Here is a 22,202-nt window from a genome sequence, read left to right on the forward strand (position 1 = left end):
ATTAACAGTCGGCAAAATTAAAATATTTTTTTTAATCAACCTAATTTTTATGAGAAAAAATTATCGTGGAGTCAATGGTAAATTTAATAGAAAGTATTTGAAAATTTACAAAACAATGATAAAATATAGTTTTAATAATTTTCCAATTGCTTTAGGTTTTAGTAAATTTGGGTTTAGTTAAATTGTTAAAAACTAGGTATTATGAGCTTTCCATCAGATTTAGAAATAGCACAAGGTGCAAAAATATTACCGATAAAAGAAATTGCTGCAAAGGTTAACATTCCAGAAGATGATTTAGAACTATACGGAAAGTATAAAGCTAAACTTCCGTTATCTTTAATTGACGAAAGTAAAATAGGAACATCTAAACTTATTCTTGTGACTGCAATTACACCTACACCAGCAGGAGAAGGTAAAACTACCGTAAGTATAGGACTTACCGAGGGACTTAATAAAATTGGAAAAAAAACTATAGCAGTATTAAGAGAGCCGTCTTTAGGTCCTGTTTTTGGAATTAAAGGTGGAGCTACAGGTGGTGGTTATTCCCAAGTGATTCCAATGGAGGACATTAACCTACATTTTACAGGTGATTTTTCTGCCATAGAAAAAGCAAATAATCTATTGGCAGCAGCTATTGATAATAATATTCAAAACGCATCTCGCTCGCTTAATATAGACCCTAGAATGGTGGTTTGGAAAAGAGTAATGGATATGAACGATAGAGCTTTAAGACAAATAGTAATTGGACTTGGAGGCTCTGCAAATGGTATTCCTAGAGAAGATGGCTTCAATATAACGCCTGCTTCTGAAGTTATGGCTATTCTTTGTTTAGCTGAAAATTTCTCGGATCTCAAAAAGCGTTTAGGAAACATCTATGTAGGAAGTACTTATGATAAAAGACCAATCTATGCTAGAGATTTAAATATTGTAGGGGCAATGGCTATCCTTCTAAAAGATGCTATAAAACCTAATCTAGTGCAAACTCTAGAAGGCAATCCTGCTATTTTACACGGTGGTCCGTTTGCGAGTATAGCACAAGGTACTAATTCTGTTTTAGCAACTAAAATGGGGCTTTCTTTAGCAGATTATACCGTGACTGAAGCCGGTTTTGGAGCAGATTTAGGAGCGGAAAAATTTCTTAATATTAAATGTGTTTCTGCGGGGCTAAAACCTGATGCGGTAGTGGTAGTAGCTACGATAAGGGCTTTGAGGCACCACGGAGGAGCTAAAAAGGAAGAGTATGGTACACCTAATCTAGATTTTGTGAAAAAAGGGATAGGTAATTTAGAAAAACATTTGGAGAATGTAATGAAATTTGGATTGAAACCTGTGGTAGCTATCAATCATTTTGATACAGATAGCGAGGAGGAAATAAATTTTATTAAAGAAAAATGTAAAGAGAAGGGCATAGAAGCCGTGGTTTCCTATGGATTTATACAAGGTGGAGAAGGTACGAAAGAATTAGCTAAAGTGGTTGCTGAACTAGCAGAAAGTAATAGTTGTCATTTCAAGCCGCTTTATGCTTACACAGAAACCATACCAGAAAAAATAGAGAAAATAGCCACAGAAATCTATGGTGCATCATCTGTTGCCTATACTTCCAAAGCTAAAACTCAATTGAAAAAGATAGAATCTTTAGGACTTTCAGGGCTTCCTGTTTGTATGGTAAAAACACCGAAATCTCTTAGTGACACTGATTCTAAAATTGGCAGACCCGAAAATTTTGAAGTTACAGTAAGAGAGTTTGAATTTGCTGCTGGAGCAGGATTTGTAATTCCGTTGCTTGGGACTACTATGCGTATGCCAGGGTTGCCTAGTATTCCTGCTGCCGAAGGAATGGATATAGATGATAATGGCGTAATTACAGGACTTAGCTAATAATTAAAAAATGAAAAAAACAGTCTATATCATACTATTGAGTATTGTTTTCATTATGGATTTATTAGGAATCTATTTTGATAAAATAGGGATAAGAATATATAGTAAACCATTACTAATTCCCACAATCGCTTTAATTTATTATCAGCTTAATAAATTGGAATCGTTAAGAAATAATAAACTTTTTTTAACAGGACTGTTTTTTAGTTTTTTAGGTGATATTTTCTTACTGAAAGATTCGGGTTTTTTGTATGGGCTAGCTAGTTTTTTATTAGCCCATATTTTCTATATTATTTGCTTTTATAGAATAATCCCACCTAGATTTTCTTTAGTGAAATTATTACCGATAGCTGTTTATCTAGTTTCGTTTATTAGCTTGTTTTGGAGTCATTTAGGTGATATGAAAACTCCTGTAATTGTGTATGCTTCTGCTATATCGGTGATGTTTTATTTTGCTCTATATATCAATAGTAAATATATTAAGTTAGGAGCTTTGTTTTTTGTAATATCCGATACTATTCTCGCTCATTCTATTTTCTTTGAATATAATGTGTACAAAGGTCTTGCGGTAATGGTAACTTACATTATAGCTCAAGTATGTTTAGCTTATGGTATTTATAAAACTAGTGGAAACTAAAAGCATCTAAATGCCTAAAACTTAATGCCGTTCTTAAAGTAAAAAGTAGAGTTGTAGTAAATGCAACTCTGCTTTTTTTCATTTGTTAGAAATAGATTATTTTTATTTCACAATTATCTTATGGTTTGAGGTTGCTCCATTGGTCTGTATCACTCTAACTACATACACTCCTCTGTTCAGGTTTCTAACATCTATTTTATTGGTATTCGTACTCAATATTAGCTTACCATCTAAGCCATAAACATCAGCTTGATGCACATTTTCTGCATTGATATTTAAAACATCGGTAACAGGTACAGGATATACCGAAATATCTGATTTGCCTGATTTTGAAACAGTGTCTGTTCCTAAGGTATCATCTTGTTTTATAACTTTTATTTCATCAAAAAGATAGGCTTCTCCTTTTTCATTTACGGCATAGGTGGTAATTTTCATACTTTCGTCTGTTACCACTACATTGCTAAAAGTAGGTTCATCAGTTTGTCCCAATCTACCCGTAAACAAGCTGAAATAATCTGGTACCCCTGTTACACTCTCAAAAGATTTCATTTCGGCTTCTGTTTTAGGTGAATATTTTTTTACTCCCGCAGAATTATTTACCATATATACAGTACCTTTTTGAACATTATAGGTGCCGCCTTCTTTCCCTGTCATATTAGCCCTTGTACCTCCAGAAACTTCTTTAATATCAGTAACCGCATTAGGTACTAACTTCTTATCATAAACAGGACCTATAACTTCATAAACATGGCCGTGCCCTTGAAAATAGAAATCAATATCATTTTTATCTATGTAAGAAATCATTGCCTCTCTAATGGTTTTCAAATCTGCCTTGTCGTGATGACTAGCACCTGTGTATATATTTCTGTGCGATGCTAAAAAACGCCATTTTACATTTGGATATTTAGCAACTTGTTCACTAATCCAATTGCCCAGGTGGTCTAGGTAGCTTGGCGTTCTATATTCTTCGTAATTAAGAATAATGAACAAAGCATTTCCATAAACAAAAGAGTAATTAGTACCATCTATCTTTGTTGCAAAACTAGGATTTTCTTTATTGTAAGAATCATCAGTATTAAAGTGGCGAAAAAAGTTTTTATCTACTATACTTACATCATGATTTCCCAACACAGGAACTATAGGTATTTTCATCCAATGATTTTGCATAGTGGCAAACCATCTTTCCCATTCCCACTCAGAAGAAGAAGATTTTGTAGTAGAGGTGGACGAAGTCTCTATAAAATCACCTGTATTTAGATTAAACCTTGCATTAGGAAACATTTCCATAGCTTTAGTCACAGTATATTGAGATACATCAAACATCATAGGGGTGTTAGCTTGAGTATCTGTAGTATAATTAAATGTAAAAGAGGAAGTATTAGGAGCTGTTCGGAAAGAACCTATACTACTCCAAGCTCCAGGCTTACCTACTCTGAAAGAATATTCTGTATCTGGAGCAAGATTTTCCGCCAAAGCTTTATGAGAGATATATTCCCTTGTTTCAGGATTTGGAACGCCAACATACTTCGGAAATGCAAAATTTAGATAATCAGATACCATTTCATTTTTTTTAGCATTAAGATAGTTTAAACTAACCTTTTCTCCTAAAGCATTAAATTCAATTGGATTTACAAAATCTTCTTCTTTAGCATTAGATTTTGCGATAATTTGTACAACGCTATTTTCATTCTCCGCAATATCATTTGTAAACCAACAAAATCCTAATCTTGTTTTTGGGTCTCCATTGAGTACCATATTGATGCTAAAAGGTGTTGTATTTGGTCTTAACACTCTGTCGTCTCCAAAAGATAAAAAATACTCTGTTACAGAAGGTATTGAATACTTGTCTATTTGAGAGTAGGCTTCATCAGAAGCTATACATAAAGTTAATAAACCTAATAGTAATTTAATTTTTTTCATGTTTATTTATTTTAATTTTACGGGTGCAAGTAAGCATTTACTTTTAAACAGAATATGAAATATATTTTAAAAAAAGATTAAATCTACCTATACAGTTATCAGTCTAAATTTATAATAAGAAAACGACTGCCTTAATAAGACAGTCGTTGTATAAGCTAAAGTATAATTATAATTTACTCCACAGCTACGGCATCGTCACCTCTGCTATCGGCTACGGCAGTGATATTACCATTTTCATCCTTCAGAATAATTTCTGTTTTACCAATACTTCCCCGTTCTTTAAAGGTATAGCCTTTTTGTTCTAAAGATTTTATTGTAGCTTTAGAGAAATTCTTTTCAATTGCGATATTTTCTGGTAGCCATTGATGATGGAACTTCGGCAAGTTAATCGCTAAGTTTGGACTTAATTTAAAATCTACAACATTTACAATGGCTTGAAATATAGAAGTCGGTATCGTAGTTCCACCAGGCGTTCCCACCACCATTACAGGCTTATTATCTTTTAATAAAATACTTGGCGTCATAGAAGACAACATTCTTTTACCAGCTTTAATAGCGTTAGCTTCTCCACCTACTGCTCCAAATAAGTTAGGAACACCAGGTTTAATGGAGAAATCGTCCATCTCGTTATTTAAAAAGAAACCAGCACCAGAAACTACCACTTTGCTACCATAGTATCCATTAAGCGTCGTAGTTACAGAAACCGCATTTCCTTCTTTATCTAAAATAGAAATATGGGTCGTTTGGGTACTTTCTTGATTAGGATTAACTATCTTACCAACCTCTGCACTAGGCGTTGCTTTAGACATATTAAACGACGCCCAGCGTTTCTTAAGATAGGCATCTGAAAGTAGCATTTCCGTTTTATCCTCAATAAAATCTGGGTCGCCCATATATTCTGCTCTGTCTGCATAGGCACGGCGTTCTGCTTCTACCATAATCTGAACTGCTTCTGGAGAGGCATATTGATATTGAGCAAGATTTTCATAAGCCGACATTTTCAACATCTGAGCTAACAATATCCCACCACTTGACGGTAAGGGCATAGAAACTACTTGGTGTCCTTTGTAATCAAAAGTTAAAGGTTTACGATTTTTAACTTGATAATTTTTTAAATCTTCTAAACTAATAATACCGTTACCTCTCTTCATTTCTTCAACTATCAGTTGAGCTGTTTTACCTTCGTAGAAGCCTTTTTTACCAAATTTTTGTATTCTCTTAAGTGTTTCTGCTAGGTCTTTTTGTACCAATACATCTCCTGCCTTCCAAGGTTGCTCTTTTACGAAAACAATGGAGTTTTTATTATGTTTTACAAAATCTTTTTGACATTCATTAAGTAGATTGGCTTCTTTTTCCGTGATAGCAAAGCCTTTTTCCGCTAAATCTATGGCAGGTTGTATCAGCACCTCCATTGGGAGAGAAGCGTATTTTAGAGTTTCATAGAACCCTGCTACCGAGCCTGGTATTCCTACCGCCAATCGTCCGTTTTGTGATAAATCTGTACTGGCAACCTCTTTTTTATCCAAGTACATATCTCTATGTGCCTTGGCTGGTGCGGTTTCTCTAAAGTCTATGGCTATTTTTTCTCCGTTAGATTTTACCGCTACTAAAAAACCACCACCACCTATGTTACCTGCCTGAGGATAAACCACAGCCAAAGCATACTGTGTAGCAATAGCAGCATCAAAGGCATTACCGCCTTTTCTTAATACTAAAGCACCTGCTTCACTGGCAAGAGGGTGAGCCGAAACCACCACACTTTTATTATGAGTTTTAACTTCTTTTACTATATCATAGTCTGTAAATTGGGCAGAAATTACCACAGACCATAATGTAAATACTACAAATTTTATCTTTTTCATATTTTAATTGGATATTTATGGGGAGCTTTTTAGTTCTACCAAATCATTTTGTTAGAGTTTAATAATGCCAAATTAAACGAATTAGTTTTGTAAATACAAATATTATGTATAGTTTTTCTTTTCTCGATATGTATTTATTTCATATCCTGTATTGCAAACTAAATTAAAATTTTCTTCATTTTCATTTTTAGCCTCCCATAATACAGAATCAATATTTTCTTTAACTATTTTTAATACATTTTTTTCAGCATCAAATACCAATAAATTTGTATTCGGTTTATCAGTAGAGTTCCATTGTTGCAAAAAAATCATATTTTTATTTTTATAGAACCAATCTCCAAAAATTTTATTTTTAAAATCTATATTTTTAGGCTCAGATTTTAGTTCAAAATATTCAGGTCCAAATCGAATTTCATTGAGATATTTTTTTAATATTCTCACATTTTTATACTCCGCAAAAAAAAGCCACTCTTCGGAACTATTTTTAGTTGAATTTTCTTCTATTGATTTTTTTTGAAATAAAGAAATTAGTCCAGCAAATAACATTACAATTAAACCTAAAATTAACAGAAAAGGATAGATTATTATGAGTAATATTTTGTAATGTAATTTTTCCGATTTTTTAATTTTTACTTTCTTAATTAGTTGCATCTTTAAAATGTTGGGATAAAATTACACATAACAAGTAAACAAACCAATTAGTGGAAGTGAAATATTTTTTCGGAATAAAATATGGCTATCTTTTACAAAACTATATTAGTTGTTACACCTTTATTTTTTTGTGAGTTTTTCTATTTCATCTAATGTATATTTTTTAGAATAATCTATTCCCATAGATTTAGCGTAATCTTCTATAGATGTTTTTATATTCATTGATTTTCTTAATTCATTAACATTTTCAGGATTTTTAATTGGCCAAATAAAATTTACCCACTCTTCTTTTTTAGTCTCAGGATTTATAAACAGTCTTCCTGCACCTTGAGTTCCGTAAATTTGTTCTTTTCCTTGATACATTAGCATTCTGTCTTTCATCATCGCAATATGTTGTTTTCCTAAATCTCCATTTTCACTTGCTTTTATCATTAATGGATAATATTTCTCAATTACAGGTAGTTTTGAGTGTTGAATTACATACCAAGCCGCAGTATTTAATTTTTCTCCTACAAGTTTTTTTCCTGGATAGCCGTATTTCTTTATTATTTTTTCAACTTTGATTAAATTTACGCTATCATTTTTTGTGGTTAAATTCCAACCTAATTTTTGAAATTTATCTTCAGAAATATTATAGGATTTTAGGATTTCACTTTTCCTTTCAGGTTTCAAATCAGGTGTAAAAAGTTCTCTTAATTCTTGGTCGGACTTTAAAATTAGAGATAGTTCATTTTTAAGATTTTCTTTTTGCTTTTGTGTTACAGAACAAGAAGTTAATAATAGTAAGGTTAAAATTAATGAAAAACGTTTCATATACGTATGTGGAATTTTTGGTACAATAATAGCAAATACTTTTTTTAATTAAACATATCTTATCATAAAAGTTTTAATTTGTAATTTTGTAGGAAAATACAATATTATGTCAAAAAAAGTACTCTTAGCGATATTAGACGGTTGGGGATTAGGTACAGATGATAAAGTTTCTGCAATTGCCCAAGCACATACACCATTTATGGATAGCTGTTACAGTAAATTTCCCAATACCACATTAGAAGCTAGCGGCTTAGCCGTGGGACTACCAGACGGACAAATGGGAAACTCTGAAGTAGGTCATATGAATTTAGGAGCAGGAAGGGTGGTTTATCAGAATTTGGTAAAGCTCAATATGGCGGTGGAAAATAAAACCTTAGGTCAAGAAAAGGCTATTTTAGAGGCTTTTAATTATGCTAAAGAAAACGGTAAAAAAGTACATTTTATTGGTTTAGTATCTAATGGTGGGGTTCACTCTCATATCAACCATTTAAAAGGATTATTGTCTGCTGCGAGTGATTTTGGATTAAAAGATAATGTTTTTGTACACGCCTTTACAGACGGTAGGGATTGCGATCCACATTCAGGAAAAGGTTTTATAAAAGAGCTTATAGAGCATATGCAAAGTACGACAGGAAAACTCGCTAGTGTTGTGGGGAGATACTATGCAATGGATAGAGACCGCAGATGGGAAAGGGTGAAATTGGCTTATGATGTGATGGTGAATGCAATAGGAGAACCTAGCAAAAATGCAATAGAAAGCATAGAAAAATTTTATCAAGAAGGCGTTTCTGATGAATTTTTGAAGCCTATTCTTTGTGTAGATGAACTCGGAAATCCGATTGCAAAGATAGAAAATGATGATGTAGTGTTCTGCTTTAATTTTAGAACCGATAGAGGTAGAGAAATTACCGAAGTTCTTTCTCAGAAAGCATTTCCTGATTTTGGTATGACACCACTAAAACTCCATTACATCACACTTACCAATTATGATAAAGATTTTAAAGAGGTAAAGGTGGTTTTTGATGAAGAGGTTTTAAGCGATACTCTAGGAGAAGTCTTAGAGCGAAGCGGAAAATCACAGATAAGAGTAGCAGAAACAGAGAAGTATCCTCATGTAACTTTCTTTTTTTCAGGCGGTAGAGAGAAGGAATTTAATGATGAAAAAAGAATCTTATGCCCGAGCCCTAAAGAGGTGGCTACCTACGACCTTAAACCAGAAATGTCTGCTTATGATATTACCAACAAAATTGTACCTGAACTAGAGAATAAAACGGCGGATTTCGTTTGTCTTAACTTTGCTAATACTGATATGGTAGGGCACACAGGAGTTTTTGAAGCAGCGGTAAAAGCAGCCGAAACCGTAGATAAATGTATAGAAAAAGTAGCTACTACGGCTTACGAAAATGGTTATACCGTATTTATACTAGCTGACCACGGAAACTCTGATGTTATGATAAATCCTGACGGTAGTCCTAACACACAACATTCTACAAACTTAGTTCCTTTTATTGTTATGGATAAAAACAAGGTATGGAAATTAACTTCAGGTAAATTGGGAGATATTGCCCCAAGTATCTTAAAAGTGATGAATATAGAGAAGCCTAGAGCAATGACAGGTAATGTGATTCTTTCTTAACCCGTTTACTATATTAGACCCTGTTTAAATTTTATTGAGTAAAAAGTTTATGGCAGATAATTTGGCCCCTATTTTCTGAGTTTTTCATCAGAAACTCATAATTTCTACATGGTCTTCTGTCGTTATCAAACCATGAAAACCTAAGTTCAATTAATAAAACAATACCAATTAGTTGTTTTCTTAATTGATTAGGTTCAGAACAAAATTCATCAACAGTACAAAAAATATCTGTGATTTTATCAAAGTTAATCATGAGAAATAGTTATTAAATATTTGAATGCAAATAATTTAAATATATTATATAACTATTTCTCTTTTTTTACTCAAAATTATTAATCGAACTCAGTTTTTTAGCTTTAATTCTAAAAGACCACCTCAAAAATAAGGTGGTCTTTGGTTTGGTATAGAAACTAAAAATAGACTGCCTTTTGGGGCAGTCTATTTTCAATAAGGTAAATCTAGTAAAAGAGGGTAGTTTACTGCATTAGCTTTTTTACTGCCTTTTTCACTGCTTCTGCATCTATTCCGTATTTTTTCATCAGCTCGGCTGGTGTAGCAGACTCACCGAAAGTATCATTTACGGCAACAAATTCTTGTCTTGTAGGGTGCTTTCTTGCAAGTAGTCCTGCTACAGACTCGCCAAGTCCTCCAAGGTAGTTGTGTTCTTCTGCCGTTACAATCTTTCCTGTTTTCTTTACAGAGTTTAAAATAATTTCCTCGTCCAAAGGTTTAATTGTGTGGATATTTATAACCTCACAAGAGATACCTTCTTTTTCTAGTTCTTCTGCAGCTACTAGAGACTCCCAAACCAAATGTCCTGTTGCTACAATGGTTACATCTTTACCTTCTTGTAACAAAATCCCTTTACCAATTTCAAAAGGCATATCTTCTGGCATAAATACAGGTACAGCAGGTCTACCGAATCTTAAATAGACAGGACCATCGTAGTCTGCAATGGCAATGGTAGCCGCTTTGGTTTGGTTATAGTCGCACGGGTTGATAACTACCATACCTGGCAACATTTTCATCATACCAATATCTTCTAGCACTTGGTGGGTTGCACCGTCTTCTCCTAAGGTAAGCCCTGCGTGAGATGCACATATCTTAACATTCTTACCAGAGTAGGCTACAGATTGGCGAATTTGGTCGTAAACTCTAGAAGTAGAAAAGTTAGCAAAAGTACCCGTAAAAGGTATTTTACCATTGATGCTAAGCCCTGCAGCGATGCCTATCATATTCGCTTCGGCGATGCCCACTTGGAAAAATCTTTCTGGAGCTTTCTCTATAAACTTTTCCATTTTTAGAGAGCCGATAAGGTCGGCACAAAGTGCTACTACATTAGGGTTTTTGTCAGCGAGTTCTGCTAGTCCAGCACCAAAGCCACTTCTTGTATCTTTTTTTTCGGTATAAGTATATTTCATTATTTCTTTTTTTGAGGTTTAATAATCAGCTAAATTATCTGTAGAAAGTTGAGCGAGGGCTTTTTCTAGTTGCTCATCATTAGGAGCCTTACCGTGCCAAGCGTGAGTTCCCATCATAAAATCTACCCCGTTACCCATTTCGGTATGCATAATGATAGCGATAGGTTTTCCTTTTCCTGTTTGTGCTTTAGCTTCTTCTAGCACCGCAATTACAGCTTCTAGGTTGTTACCTTCTTTAACTTCCAATACTTGCCAATCAAAGGCTTCTAGTTTAGCTTTTAAGTTCCCTAAAGAAAGTACATCAGATACATCACCGTCTATTTGTCGGTTGTTGTAGTCTATAGTTGCAATTAGGTTATCTACTTTATTATGGCTAGCGTACATAAGAGCTTCCCAAATTTGCCCTTCTTGTAATTCTCCATCGCCGTGTAGGGAGAATACAATACCTTTATCACCATCTAGCTTTTTACCTAGAGCTGCACCCACAGCTACAGAAAGCCCTTGTCCTAGAGAACCAGAAGCAATTCTCACTCCAGGTAAACCTTCGTGTGTGGTAGGGTGTCCTTGTAGTCTAGTGTCTAGTTTTCTGAAAGTAGCCAATTCTTCTACTGGAAAGAAGTTGAACCTAGCAAGTGTACTGTAATACACAGGAGAAATATGCCCATTAGAAAGGAAGAATAAATCTTCGTTTTTGCCTTCCATTTTAAATGGTAGCGAGTAGTTCATTCCCTTTCCGTAAAGAGCTGTAAAGTATTCTACACAACCCAAAGAGCCACCTGGGTGTCCAGAGTTTACTGCGTGTACCATTCTCAAAATATCTCTTCTGATTTGTGTGGTGAGATGTTTTAATTCTTCTACTGATTTTGCCATTATAATATAGGTTTAATTTTATTGAAATGATTGTTTTTTACTACTGATGAACCAAAGCCCTACAAAGGTAAGCAATCCGTTGATGATAAGTAATTCTAACCCGATTTGGAAATCGCCAAAAACAAGACTTTGATATTTATCTATTAAAAACGAGATGATAGGAGCGGCGATACAGATGTAAGGCACTAGCTTATCTTTAACCGTTCTTTTAGTGAAAATCCCAAAAGCGAAAAGCCCAAGTAGAGGTCCATAGGTAAAGCCTGCTAATTTAAGGATAAGACCTATCATAGAATTATCGTTAATCCATTTAAAAATGAGTACCATTATTAAAAATAATACTGCCACCCAAAGGTGTACTCTCTTTCTAAATTTTTCTTTTTCTGAAGCGGAGATATTTTTTTCTTTCAGCCCAAATATATCAATACAAAGAGATGAAGTAAGTGCCGTCATAGCTCCATCAGCACTAGGGAATAGGGCAGAAATAAGAGCAATGATAAAAATAATAGAAATAAATGGCGGCATATGGTTAAGAGCTACATTTGGGAATAGCTGGTCTCCTGTGCTAGAAATATTCTCTTGTATGCCGTAAAGGTGTAACAGTCCACCCATATAAAGGAATAATGAAATAACACCCAGCAATATAAATCCTAGAGTTACCATATTTTTCTGACTGTCTTTTAGGTTGGTTACCGAGATAGACTTTTGCATCATTTCTTGGTCAATTCCAGTCATTGTAATGGTAATGAATGCTCCCGCTAGGATTTGTTTAATGAAGAACCCTTTATCATTAACATTGGTGTCAAACACTTTAGTATAACCTTGTTCACTCATTGCGGTGAAACTATCTGCGATATTCAGTCCTAAATGATTAAGCATATAGAAGGTACACACAATAAGTCCTAATAGCATTCCTGTAGTTTGTAGAGTGTCTGTCCATACGATGGTTTTTACGCCGCCTTCGTAGGTGTAGAGGATAATCATTACTAAAATAATGAGAGTAGTTACAATGAAAGGAACGCCAAGGCTATCCAAAATAGTCATTTGTAAAATATTAACCACTAAATAAAGCCTCGCCGTAGCACCTACCAAACGAGATACAATAAAAATAGAAGCACCTGATTTATAAGATAAAGCTCCCATTCTTTGTTGAAGGTACCCATAAATAGAGGTTAGTTTTAGTCTGTAATAAAGAGGTAATAAGACATATGCAATTACAATGTATCCTATGAGGTATCCTATGGTAATTTGTAGGTAATGGAAACTGTCTTTTCCCACCTGTCCAGGTACACTTACAAAGGTAACTCCAGAGAGAGAAGTCCCTATCATACCGAACGCTACCAAAATCCAATTACTACTCCTATTGCCTATAAAAAAACTATCATTATTGCTTCCTTTACCTGTTCTATAAGCTACCCATAGTAGAATGCCAAAATAGGCAATAATAATTCCTAGTAAGAGAATTGGCGACATACGAAAATCATTTTTCTATAAACATCGCAAAGATAACTTTTTCTTGTGGGGTAAAAAAATAGAGGCTTTAGAAATTTCCAAAAAAACAAGAGATGAGATGTTGCCGTAAGAGAAATAAATACCTAAGTATAATTTTTACAATGAGTTTAAAAAACGTTATTTTTGCAAAATGAATTCACTAATAGATAAATATAATATACCAGGTCCTAGATATACTTCATATCCTACAGTACCTTATTGGGAAGAGGAGAGTTTTACACATCAATCTTGGGAACAGACGGTAATAAAATCATTTAAGGAGTCTAAAGACGAAGGAATTTCTATCTACATACATTTGCCATTTTGTGAGCAATTATGTACCTTTTGTGCCTGTCATAAAAGGATTACAAAGCAGCACTCTGTAGAAACCCCTTATTTACAATCGGTGATTAAAGAGTGGCAGCTGTACTTGGCTCTTTTTGACGAAAAACCTAAAATCAAGGAATTACATTTAGGTGGAGGAACGCCTACTTTTTTCTCGCCTGAAAATTTGAAAATATTGATAGAGGAAATTCTTTCAGGTGGAACAATAGCAGAGAAACCCGAGTTCTCTTTTGAAGGACACCCTAACAATACCACTAGAGAGCATTTGCAAGTACTTTACGATTTAGGGTTTAGAAGGGTGAGTTTTGGAGTACAAGATTATGATGAGAAAGTACAGAAAGCCATCAATAGAGTTCAGCCTTTTGAGAATGTAGAAAAAGTAACCCAATGGGCTAGAAAAATAGGTTACGAAAGTGTTTCTCACGATTTGGTTTTTGGACTTCCGTTCCATACTTGGGAAAAAATGGAATATACCATAAGAAAAACAATGACTTTGAAACCTGATAGACTGGCGTTTTATTCTTACGCTCACGTACCTTGGATTAAAGGAGTAGGGCAGAGAGGTTTTGATGAGAATGACCTTCCGTCAGGCGAAGAAAAAAGAAAACTCTACGAGAATGGAAAGCAACTTTTGGAAGAGTTGGGTTACAAGGAGATAGGAATGGACCATTTTTCACTAGAGCACGATGACCTTTACCAATCTATGCTTAACAAGAAAATCCATAGGAATTTTATGGGTTATACTTCAGGGAAAACTCAACTTATGGTAGGTCTGGGTATGAGTGCCATTTCTGACTCTTGGTATGCTTTCGCTCAAAATGAAAAAACGGTAGAAGCCTATCAGCAGCGAGTAGAGAAAGGAGAAATTCCTGTGTTTAGAGGGCATATCCTAACCGATGAAGATTTGAAAATCCGTCGTCATATACTCAATATTATGTGTCAGCTAGAGACTTCTTGGACGGAAGCAACGGCTTTTCCAGAGTTAGAAACTACCATAGAAAAACTTAAAGAAATGGAAGCGGACGGTCTTGTGGAAATATCAGAAAATAAAATCAGAATTACAGAAGCTGGTAAGGCATTCACACGAAATGTAGCAATGACTTTTGATTTGAGAATGTTAAGAAAAGCTCCAGAAACTAGAATTTTTTCTATGACTGTTTAGAAGAGTATTGATATTTCTCATTTGTTTAAAATGAAAACAATGGCAAATAAAGTTTATAATTATACTGAAAAACATTATATTTGCCGACTATAATTTTTAATGTTGTAAATTACTGAAAATGCAAGGAAAAGGACTTATTACAGTTGTTGCGATTGTTCTAGGGCTTATTTGTCTTAACGAAATGCTCCCTACTTTTTATGCGAGCAAGGTAGAGAAAGAAGCTAGAGCAATAGCAGGAGACAATCAGGCAAAGTATCAAAAAGAGATAGATCGTCTGTCTAAAGATACGCTTAATTTATGGTTTACTAAACTTTATTACACAGCAGCTAAAGAGCGTGAAATGAAGTTAGGTCTAGACTTAAAAGGTGGTATCAATGTGCTTTTGGAAATCAATCAGAGAGATTTGGTGATGGATTTAACTAACTATTCATCTAACCCAATCCTCATAGAAGCACTAGATAAAACAGATGTAGCTCAGAGAAACTCTACTAAATCTTATATAGAGGACTTCTTTGTTCAGTTTGATAATGTGAACAAAAGCAAAGGAGCAAACTTAAAGTTAGCGAGTCCAGAAATATTTGGAACTCAAAAATTAAGTAGTGAAATCAAATTTAATACTACTGATGACGAGGTTAAGTCTATCATCAGAAAGAAAATAGATGCTGCGGTAGGTTCTGCTTACGAAGTTATTAGAACTCGTATAGACAAAATGGGAGTTACTCAACCTAATGTTCAGAGAGTACCTGGTACAGGTAGAATATTGGTGGAGATGCCAGGTATTAAAGATATTGACAGAGTAAAGAAAATGCTTCAGACTTCTGCTAAACTTCAGTTTTGGGAAGTTCAGCAAGTACCAGAAGTTGCTCCTTATTTTGAACAACTTTCCAAATTAGTATTGGCTAAAGGAGATTCTATGGGAGTTGCTAAAACAACCAATTTCCCAGCGTTGCTCAACCTAAATACACTTAGAAGTAATGGTGTTGGTAACATTAAGTTAAGCGATACGGCTACGATTAACAAAATTCTTAATAGCTCAGTAGCTTTAGATGCAAGACCAAGTAATATAAAATATACTAAGTTTCTGTGGGCTTATAAGCCAGAATCTACAGCCCCAGACCACTTGGTGTTATATGCTATCCGTTCTAATATCACAGGTAAAGCTCCAGTAGATGGTGCGGTGGATAAAGCTAATATCAATTACGACCAAATAGGTAGAGTAGTGGTAGATATGCAGATGGATAATGAAGGGACTAAAGATTGGAAGATTTTAACAGAGAAGAATGTAGGTAAGCCTGTGGCGGTTACTTTAGATGATAGAGTATATACAGCTCCTAATGTTGTAAATGCGATACCTAACGGGCGTACACAAATTTCGGGTAACTTTACTCAGGACGAAGCTCAAGACTTAGTAAATGTTTTAAATACAGGTAAATTACCAGCAAGTGCTAAAATTGTACAAGCGGATGTTGTAGGGCCATCTTTAGGTCAGGCTTCTATTGACGCTGGTATGTGGTCGTTTATTATAGCATTTATCTTTATTGTAGTTTATATCATATTCTACTACGGAGGTGCAGGTGTTTATGCTGTAATAGCTATGATTATTAACTTGTTCTATATCTTTGGTATTATGGACTCTATGGACGCTACGCTTACTTTACCAGGTATTGCGGGTATAGTTCTAACGATGGCGATGGCGGTAGATACCAATGTAATTATCTATGAAAGAACTAAAGAAGAGCTTTTTGCTGGTAAAAACATTAGAGAGGCTTATCAAGATGGTTTTAAACATGCACTTTCAGCGATTGTAGATGGGCATTTAACTACTTTGCTTACGGCGGTGGTGCTTTACATCTTTGGTACAGGGCCTATACAAGGTTTTGCCGTTACGCTTATTATAGGTCTTATTATGACTTTCTTTACATCTGTGTTACTTTCTAGAGTAATGATATTTAGTAGGCTTAATAAAGGTAAAGGGCTTTCTGTATGGACTTCTGCTACTAAAAATATATTCAGAAATGTATGGATAGCTTTTATAGAAAAGAGAAAATTTGCTTATATTATTTCGGGTATTCTTACTGTGGTATGTTTAGCTTCTATAGTGGTAAATGGCTTTAAGCTAGGTGTAGATTTTGAAGGAGGAAGAAACTATGTAGTTAAGTTTGATAAAACGGTAGATGCTGCAGAGGCTGAAGCTACTTTATCTAAACTATTTCAAACAGAGAGCGGTAAAAATAACTCTGTTGATGTGAAGACATTTGGAACTTCTAACCAGCTAAAAATTACGACTGATTATAAAATTAATGATGAATCTTTAGCTGCAGACCAAGAGATTGAAGCTAAATTATTTGAAGGATTGAAATCTAAGTATCCTTCAGGTTACACATTAGAGAAATTTAAGAGTGCGGAAGGAGATGATTTGGGTATAGTTTCTTCTACTAAGGTAGGACCATCTGTGGCAGATGATATTAAGACAGGAGGTACTTTTGCAGTGTTGGCTTCTTTGGTGGGAATATTCATTTATATATTGTTCCGTTTTAGAAGATGGCAGTTTTCTTTGGGAGCAGTAGCGGCATTATTCCATGACTCTATAATTATTCTCGGGGCTTATTCTTTATTCTATAAAGTAGCACCGTTTAATATGGAAATTAATCAGGACTTTATCGCAGCTATCCTTACAGTATTGGGGTACTCTATCAATGACACCGTAATTGTATTTGACCGTATCCGTGAGTACCTTAGAGAAAAGAAATCAGCTACATTATCTGGTTTGTTTAATGATTCTATTAGCAGTACTTTAGGTAGAACTTTTAATACTTCGTTTACAGTATTGATGGTAATTTTGGCGATATTTATATTCGGAGGTGAAAGTTTAAGAGGATTTATGTTCGCCTTATTATTAGGTATAGGTTTTGGTACTTATTCGTCTATATTTATTGCTTCCGCAATTGCTTACGATTTCTTGAAAGGAAAGAAAAAGGATGAATTGAAATAAAAATTATTATTAAGATACAAAGCCTCCTTTTTATACTGAAAGAAAGGAGGCTTTTTTTGTTTGATTTTTTTGAAATGAATAAAATAGCATTTTTAGGGCCACAGGCTTCTTTTACACAGTTGGCAGCTTCTCAGATTTTTTTGAATGAGGAGCTATTACCTCAAACCAGTATATTAGACTGTTTTATAGCTTTAGATAAGGGTAAAGTAGATAAAATTGTAGTGCCTTTAGAAAACTCCATAGAGGGCACCGTTTCAGTAACTCTGGATTATTTATATGATTTTAAAGATATTACTATCAATACAGAGGTAGTGATGCCTATTTCTCATCATTTAATGGTGCATCCCAATAATACTTTGGTAGAGAATATTATTTCTCACCCACAGGCATTAGCCCAAACTTTTCATTTTAGAAGGAATCATTTCAAAGAAGTTTTGACCACAGATTATACTTCTACGGCAGCGGCAGCAAAATTCGTTTCGGAAAATCCAGATAAACCTTGGGCAGCAGTTGCTAATACTTATGCAGCGAAACTTTACAACCTTAAAATTCTACATTCTAACATACAGGATTTTGAACAAAATCATACTCGATTTGTGGTGGTTTCAAAGAAAGGAGGAAATAAGTTAGAACTACCTTGTCAGTCTTTAGCTCAAAAATCAAGTCTATTGGTTACTTTACCAACAGACTATGCTGGAGGGTTGCATCAAATTCTATCGGTATTTGCGTGGCGTAAGATGAATTTATCTAAAATAGAAAGCCGAACTCTAAAAACAGGACTTGGTAATTATTTTTTTTTCATCAATGTTGTAGGAGATTGGGGAAATATCCTTTATCAAAATGCATTGGAAGAATTAGAGTCTATAGGAGTTAAGGTTAAATTTCTAGGCGATTATAACGAGTATCTTTTAGAAGGCTAGGAAAAAATTGATAACAAAAATAAAAAACGGTTTGACAAAAAATCAAACCGCTTTAAAATTTATTTAAAAATCTATATTAAAAGGTTCTTCTTCTGTACTACTAATGCCTAGTGCTTCGTAGATATATTTAAAGGTAGAGAGTAAAACAGGTCTTCCACCGATGATACATACATTATGCTCAAAGTGTGCTGAAGGAAGGTTATCTTTAGTAGTTACCGTCCAGCCATCACTATGGAAAACCACCTCGTGAGTTCCCATGTTAATCATAGGTTCTATGGCTAGAGCAATACCGTCTTTTAGTACCTTTCCACTTCCTTTTCTACCGTAGTTAGGTACTTGTGGGTCTTCGTGCATTTTTCTGCCTAAACCATGCCCTACAAGTTCTTTTACTACGCCATAGCCATGAGCTTCGCAGTGGCTTTGTATAGCGTGAGAAATATCACCAACGCGTTTTCCTCTTACGCATTGTTCTATCCCTTTGTATAAAGATTCTTTGGTTACTTTTAGTAATTCTTTGGTTTCTGGAGCTACTTCTCCTACTTCAAAAGAGTAAGCGTGGTCGCCATAAAAGCCATTCATATAGACACCACAATCTACAGAAAGTATATCGCCCTCTTTAAGAGGAGTATCATTAGGAATACCGTGTACCACTTCTGAATTTGGCGAAATACAAAGATTTTTAGGAAAGCCATACATTCCTAGAAAAGCAGGTTCTCCACCGTGGTCTTTTATGTATTCCGCGGCTAGAGTATCCAAATGATTGGTGGTAACACCTGGTTTTATTTCCTTTGCTAACATACCCAAAGTTTTGGAAACTAATTGGGCACTCTCCTTCATCAATCTTAGCTCCTCAATCGTCTTAAGTTGTATCATAAATGATTATTTTTATGAACTTTTTTACCAAAAAAGCCCTTTTTTCTTTTCTTTTTTTAGTTTAGAATATGCCAAAACTTCTTTTCCTTCTACTCTGAATTCTATTTTATCTTTAATGATATTATAGACTTCGCCCCAACCTGGAAACCCCCCAAGGTTTCTATCATCAATAAATAAATCTGCATCAAGTTTTCTACTTTGTGTAGCACTATCAAAAACTTCCCCTTCAAAACTAGAGTTGATAGCATAAAATTCTAGTCCATTTTTTCTACAAAATTCTACGGCTTCGTCTAGAGTTTTTCCGCTACGGTAAGTCCATAGTATTAGTCTATAGCCTTCCATTTGAAGTTTTTTTAGAGTTTCAAATGCAAAAACTTTAGGTTTCCCTATTTTTGGGTAAGCGTCTTCTACGATAGTGCCATCAAAATCTATGGCTAATTTTTTATTGTTAAGCATATACTTAGGTATTAAAATCTTAATGAGCTACAAATATAGTTATAAATGTATATTTTTCAAGTATTATCTTTTATATTTAAGGAGAGTAGGCTTTGTTTATTCCTCAATATACAAAGGGTTTTATTGGAAATGGGATGGTGAGATAATAAGTTTAGCACTCTGTCGTTCTACTAAAATTTAATCAATTGTTTAACTTTGGCAAGCCTTTTGATTACAAAGTTATTGTAAAAAACAAATTTTATAAAATTAAAAAATTGGAATTATGAAAAAATTATTTTTAGGATTAGCGGTAGTAGCTGGTTCATTTGCATTTGGACAACAATTTGGAGCAAAAGCAGGTTTAAATGTATCTTCTATCTCTAAGGGAGGCTATGGTGATACTAAAGCTAAAGTAGGCTATTACGCTGGGGTATTTCTAAACGCTCCTATATCAGAGAGTTTTAGTATTCAGCCTGAGGTGCTTTATAATAATTTGGGTTCTAAAACTACAATGAATGTTCCTATATTAGGAAAAGCAGAAACGAAATTAAACTTAGACTATATCTCGGTTCCTGTAATGTTCCAGTATAAGGCAACACCAGAGTTTTATTTAGAAGCTGGATTTAGTGGGAGCAAATACTAAAACTTCTTACGAAACGCCTCTTGGGTCGGGGAAAATCCCTGCAGAACTTAATAAGGATAATTATAATGGATTTAATTTTGGTATGGGGTTAGGTCTAGGGTTTAATATTACGCCAAATATAGGTATTAATGCTAGGTATGTAGCTGGTTTTACAGACATTAATAAAAACGGAACAATTTCTGTATCAAATAATGCAACTAACAAAAACAATACTTTCCAAGTAGGTTTAGGAGTTAAATTTTAAGAAATATTTTATCAAAAAGAAAGCTGAGAGGGAAACTTCTCAGCTTTTTTATTTATGTTGATATGGAAAAAAAAGAACTGTCTTTTTTATGAAGAATAAAAAAAGAAAAATCAGAAAAGACTTTTCCTTTTTTGTTATTTTTATAAAACACTATTGATAATTTATTCATTAAAAAAGAGTTAAACTTTATTTAGAGCTTTTATTGATAGGTAAATTACAGAAAGACATAAAAAAACAAATCATCAGTATTAGTAAATCTTACAATATATTTCTTTCAAAAACATAACACAAAAACGGAAGCGTAACGAAAAATAGCCCAATTAGCAAGCAAAAAATTAAAAGTCCTACTCCCACTTTTGTTGTTAATTATATTTATATCAAACTAATATTAGTTTACAACATCTTCAGATTATTTACCTCAAGTTCAGTAAGGATACGCCAATGTCCTCTTTTGATATTTTTCTTGGTAAGCCCTGCAAACATCACTCTATCTAACGCCTCAACTTCGTAGCCTAACCTTTGGAATATCCTCCTAATCACTCTATTCCAACCGATATGAATTTCTATCCCAATCTCATTTTTAGGTTTACCGTCTATATAAGAAATGCTATCTACCTCTGCAACACCTTCTTCCAATCTAACTCCTTTAGCTATAGTCGCCATATCTTCGCCTGTAAGCTTTCTGTCTAAGGTAACATGGTAAATTTTCTTGATATTAAAAGATGGATGAGTAAGTTTCTTGGTAAGATGCCCATCGTTAGTAAGTAGGATAATGCCCGTTGTTTGTCTATCTAAACGCCCCACAGGGAAAATTCTATATGGAGAAGCATTTGCTGTTAAATCCATTACTGTTTTTCTAGCTTTCTCATCTTTCGTGGTCGAGATGTAGCCTTTAGGTTTGTTGAGAAGTACATACACGGGCTTTTCAGGTGTAATGCTCTGTCCATCGAAAACCACTTTATCTGTTTTTTGTACTTGATAACCTAGTTCGGTTACTACTTTACCATTGATTTCAACTAAACCTTGCTGTATCAATTCATCAGCTTCTCGTCTGCTACAAATCCCTGAATTAGCAATATATTTATTAAGTCTGATGGTATCTTTAGGCTGTTGTACAAGTTTATTTATTCTTCTTTTTTGTACAAAAGCTCTGGCTCTATCAGTTTCTTTATCATCAAATCTTCTTCCACCTCTACGGTCTCCTTTTATATATTTATCTCTAGAATCAAAATTTCTACCGTCTAATTTTGAGCCACGAGAGTTCTCAGTATTCCCTCTTTTTTGATTCGTCCTTGATTTACCTGAAAAATTTTTGCGTTCTCTGCTCATATTTGTAACTAATTATGTTTTGCAAAGATACAATTTTTTATAGGTTATTAGAGGCTACTTATAAAATTAGATGTTTGTGTAAA

The 22,202-nt window shown here is 34.2% G+C and carries 16 protein-coding genes and 1 pseudogene; 7 read left to right on the top strand and 10 right to left on the bottom strand.

Annotated features, from left to right (window positions below; all coding sequences use genetic code 11):
- Positions 1 to 201 precede the first annotated feature (201 nt).
- Both D1003_RS00960 and D1003_RS00965 read left to right on the top strand, forming a co-directional pair.
- Complete coding sequence (locus tag D1003_RS00960; RefSeq protein WP_153935356.1) at positions 202 to 1,878, top strand: formate--tetrahydrofolate ligase; 1,677 nt, start codon at positions 202 to 204, stop codon at positions 1,876 to 1,878.
- 10 nt (positions 1,879 to 1,888) lie between these two features.
- Positions 1,889 to 2,515, top strand: coding sequence for a lysoplasmalogenase (locus D1003_RS00965; protein ID WP_153935357.1), 627 nt, complete (start codon positions 1,889 to 1,891; stop codon positions 2,513 to 2,515).
- Positions 2,516 to 2,617: 102 nt separating this feature from the next.
- On the opposite strand, the gene D1003_RS00970 is transcribed toward D1003_RS00965, so the two are convergent.
- From D1003_RS00970 to D1003_RS00985, 4 genes are all read right to left on the bottom strand, one after another.
- Positions 2,618 to 4,435, bottom strand: a complete 1,818-nt coding sequence (locus D1003_RS00970; protein WP_153935358.1) for a metallophosphoesterase — start codon at positions 4,433 to 4,435, stop codon at positions 2,618 to 2,620.
- A 173-nt stretch (positions 4,436 to 4,608) separates the two neighbouring features.
- Positions 4,609 to 6,297, bottom strand: a complete 1,689-nt coding sequence (ggt, locus tag D1003_RS00975) for a gamma-glutamyltransferase (RefSeq protein WP_153935359.1) — start codon at positions 6,295 to 6,297, stop codon at positions 4,609 to 4,611.
- Positions 6,298 to 6,399: 102 nt separating this feature from the next.
- Positions 6,400 to 6,948: a hypothetical protein gene (locus D1003_RS00980; protein ID WP_153935360.1), complete on the bottom strand. Its 549-nt coding sequence runs from the start codon at positions 6,946 to 6,948 to the stop codon at positions 6,400 to 6,402.
- Positions 6,949 to 7,068: 120 nt separating this feature from the next.
- Positions 7,069 to 7,761, bottom strand: a complete 693-nt coding sequence (locus D1003_RS00985; protein WP_153935361.1) for a DUF6624 domain-containing protein — start codon at positions 7,759 to 7,761, stop codon at positions 7,069 to 7,071.
- Between the two features lie 106 nt (positions 7,762 to 7,867).
- Between D1003_RS00985 and gpmI the strand changes: the two genes are divergently transcribed.
- Entirely contained in the window at positions 7,868 to 9,397 is a 1,530-nt protein-coding gene (gene gpmI, locus D1003_RS00990; protein ID WP_153935362.1) for a 2,3-bisphosphoglycerate-independent phosphoglycerate mutase, read from the top strand.
- A gap of 476 nt (positions 9,398 to 9,873) precedes the next feature.
- Here the strand turns inward: gpmI and D1003_RS00995 are convergent, their stop codons facing one another.
- The 3 genes from D1003_RS00995 to D1003_RS01005 are packed head-to-tail and all read right to left on the bottom strand — an operon-like array spanning position 9,874 to position 13,158.
- Entirely contained in the window at positions 9,874 to 10,818 is a 945-nt protein-coding gene (locus D1003_RS00995; protein WP_153935363.1) for a transketolase family protein, read from the bottom strand.
- 18 nt (positions 10,819 to 10,836) lie between these two features.
- A complete protein-coding gene (locus D1003_RS01000) occupies positions 10,837 to 11,688 on the bottom strand; it encodes a transketolase (RefSeq protein WP_153935364.1) in 852 nt (283 codons plus the stop codon).
- Between the two features lie 18 nt (positions 11,689 to 11,706).
- The gene (locus D1003_RS01005) at positions 11,707 to 13,158 is read right to left on the bottom strand and encodes a sodium:solute symporter (RefSeq protein WP_153935365.1); all 1,452 of its coding nucleotides are present in this window, start codon (positions 13,156 to 13,158) and stop codon (positions 11,707 to 11,709) included.
- Positions 13,159 to 13,327: 169 nt separating this feature from the next.
- Here D1003_RS01005 and hemN point away from each other — a divergent pair, with 169 nt between their 5' ends.
- The 3 genes from hemN to pheA all read left to right on the top strand — a co-directional run bounded on the left by hemN (position 13,328) and on the right by pheA (position 18,595).
- Entirely contained in the window at positions 13,328 to 14,683 is a 1,356-nt protein-coding gene (gene hemN / locus D1003_RS01010; RefSeq protein WP_153935366.1) for an oxygen-independent coproporphyrinogen III oxidase, read from the top strand.
- 118 nt (positions 14,684 to 14,801) lie between these two features.
- Positions 14,802 to 17,675, top strand: coding sequence for a protein translocase subunit SecD (secD, locus tag D1003_RS01015; protein ID WP_153935367.1), 2,874 nt, complete (start codon positions 14,802 to 14,804; stop codon positions 17,673 to 17,675).
- Positions 17,676 to 17,749: 74 nt separating this feature from the next.
- Positions 17,750 to 18,595 carry a prephenate dehydratase gene (pheA, locus tag D1003_RS01020; RefSeq protein WP_153935368.1) on the top strand — a complete coding sequence of 282 codons (846 nt, stop codon included), beginning with the start codon at positions 17,750 to 17,752 and terminating at the stop codon, positions 18,593 to 18,595.
- 63 nt (positions 18,596 to 18,658) lie between these two features.
- On the opposite strand, the gene map is transcribed toward pheA, so the two are convergent.
- On the bottom strand, positions 18,659 to 19,468 hold the full coding sequence (gene map, locus D1003_RS01025; RefSeq protein ID WP_153935369.1) for a type I methionyl aminopeptidase: 810 nt from the start codon (positions 19,466 to 19,468) through the stop codon (positions 18,659 to 18,661).
- A 24-nt stretch (positions 19,469 to 19,492) separates the two neighbouring features.
- Entirely contained in the window at positions 19,493 to 19,924 is a 432-nt protein-coding gene (locus D1003_RS01030) for a BT0820 family HAD-type phosphatase (RefSeq protein ID WP_153935370.1), read from the bottom strand.
- Positions 19,925 to 20,186: 262 nt separating this feature from the next.
- On the opposite strand from D1003_RS01030, the pseudogene D1003_RS01035 reads away from it, so the two are divergent.
- A pseudogene (locus tag D1003_RS01035) lies at positions 20,187 to 20,790 on the top strand (porin family protein).
- 393 nt (positions 20,791 to 21,183) lie between these two features.
- Here D1003_RS01035 and D1003_RS01040 read toward each other — a convergent pair.
- Positions 21,184 to 22,119, bottom strand: coding sequence for a pseudouridine synthase (locus D1003_RS01040; RefSeq protein ID WP_153935371.1), 936 nt, complete (start codon positions 22,117 to 22,119; stop codon positions 21,184 to 21,186).
- Between the last annotated feature and the right edge of the window lie 83 nt (positions 22,120 to 22,202).

Source organism: Riemerella anatipestifer (genome assembly GCF_009663465.1).
Classification (GTDB): domain Bacteria; phylum Bacteroidota; class Bacteroidia; order Flavobacteriales; family Weeksellaceae; genus Riemerella; species Riemerella anatipestifer_C.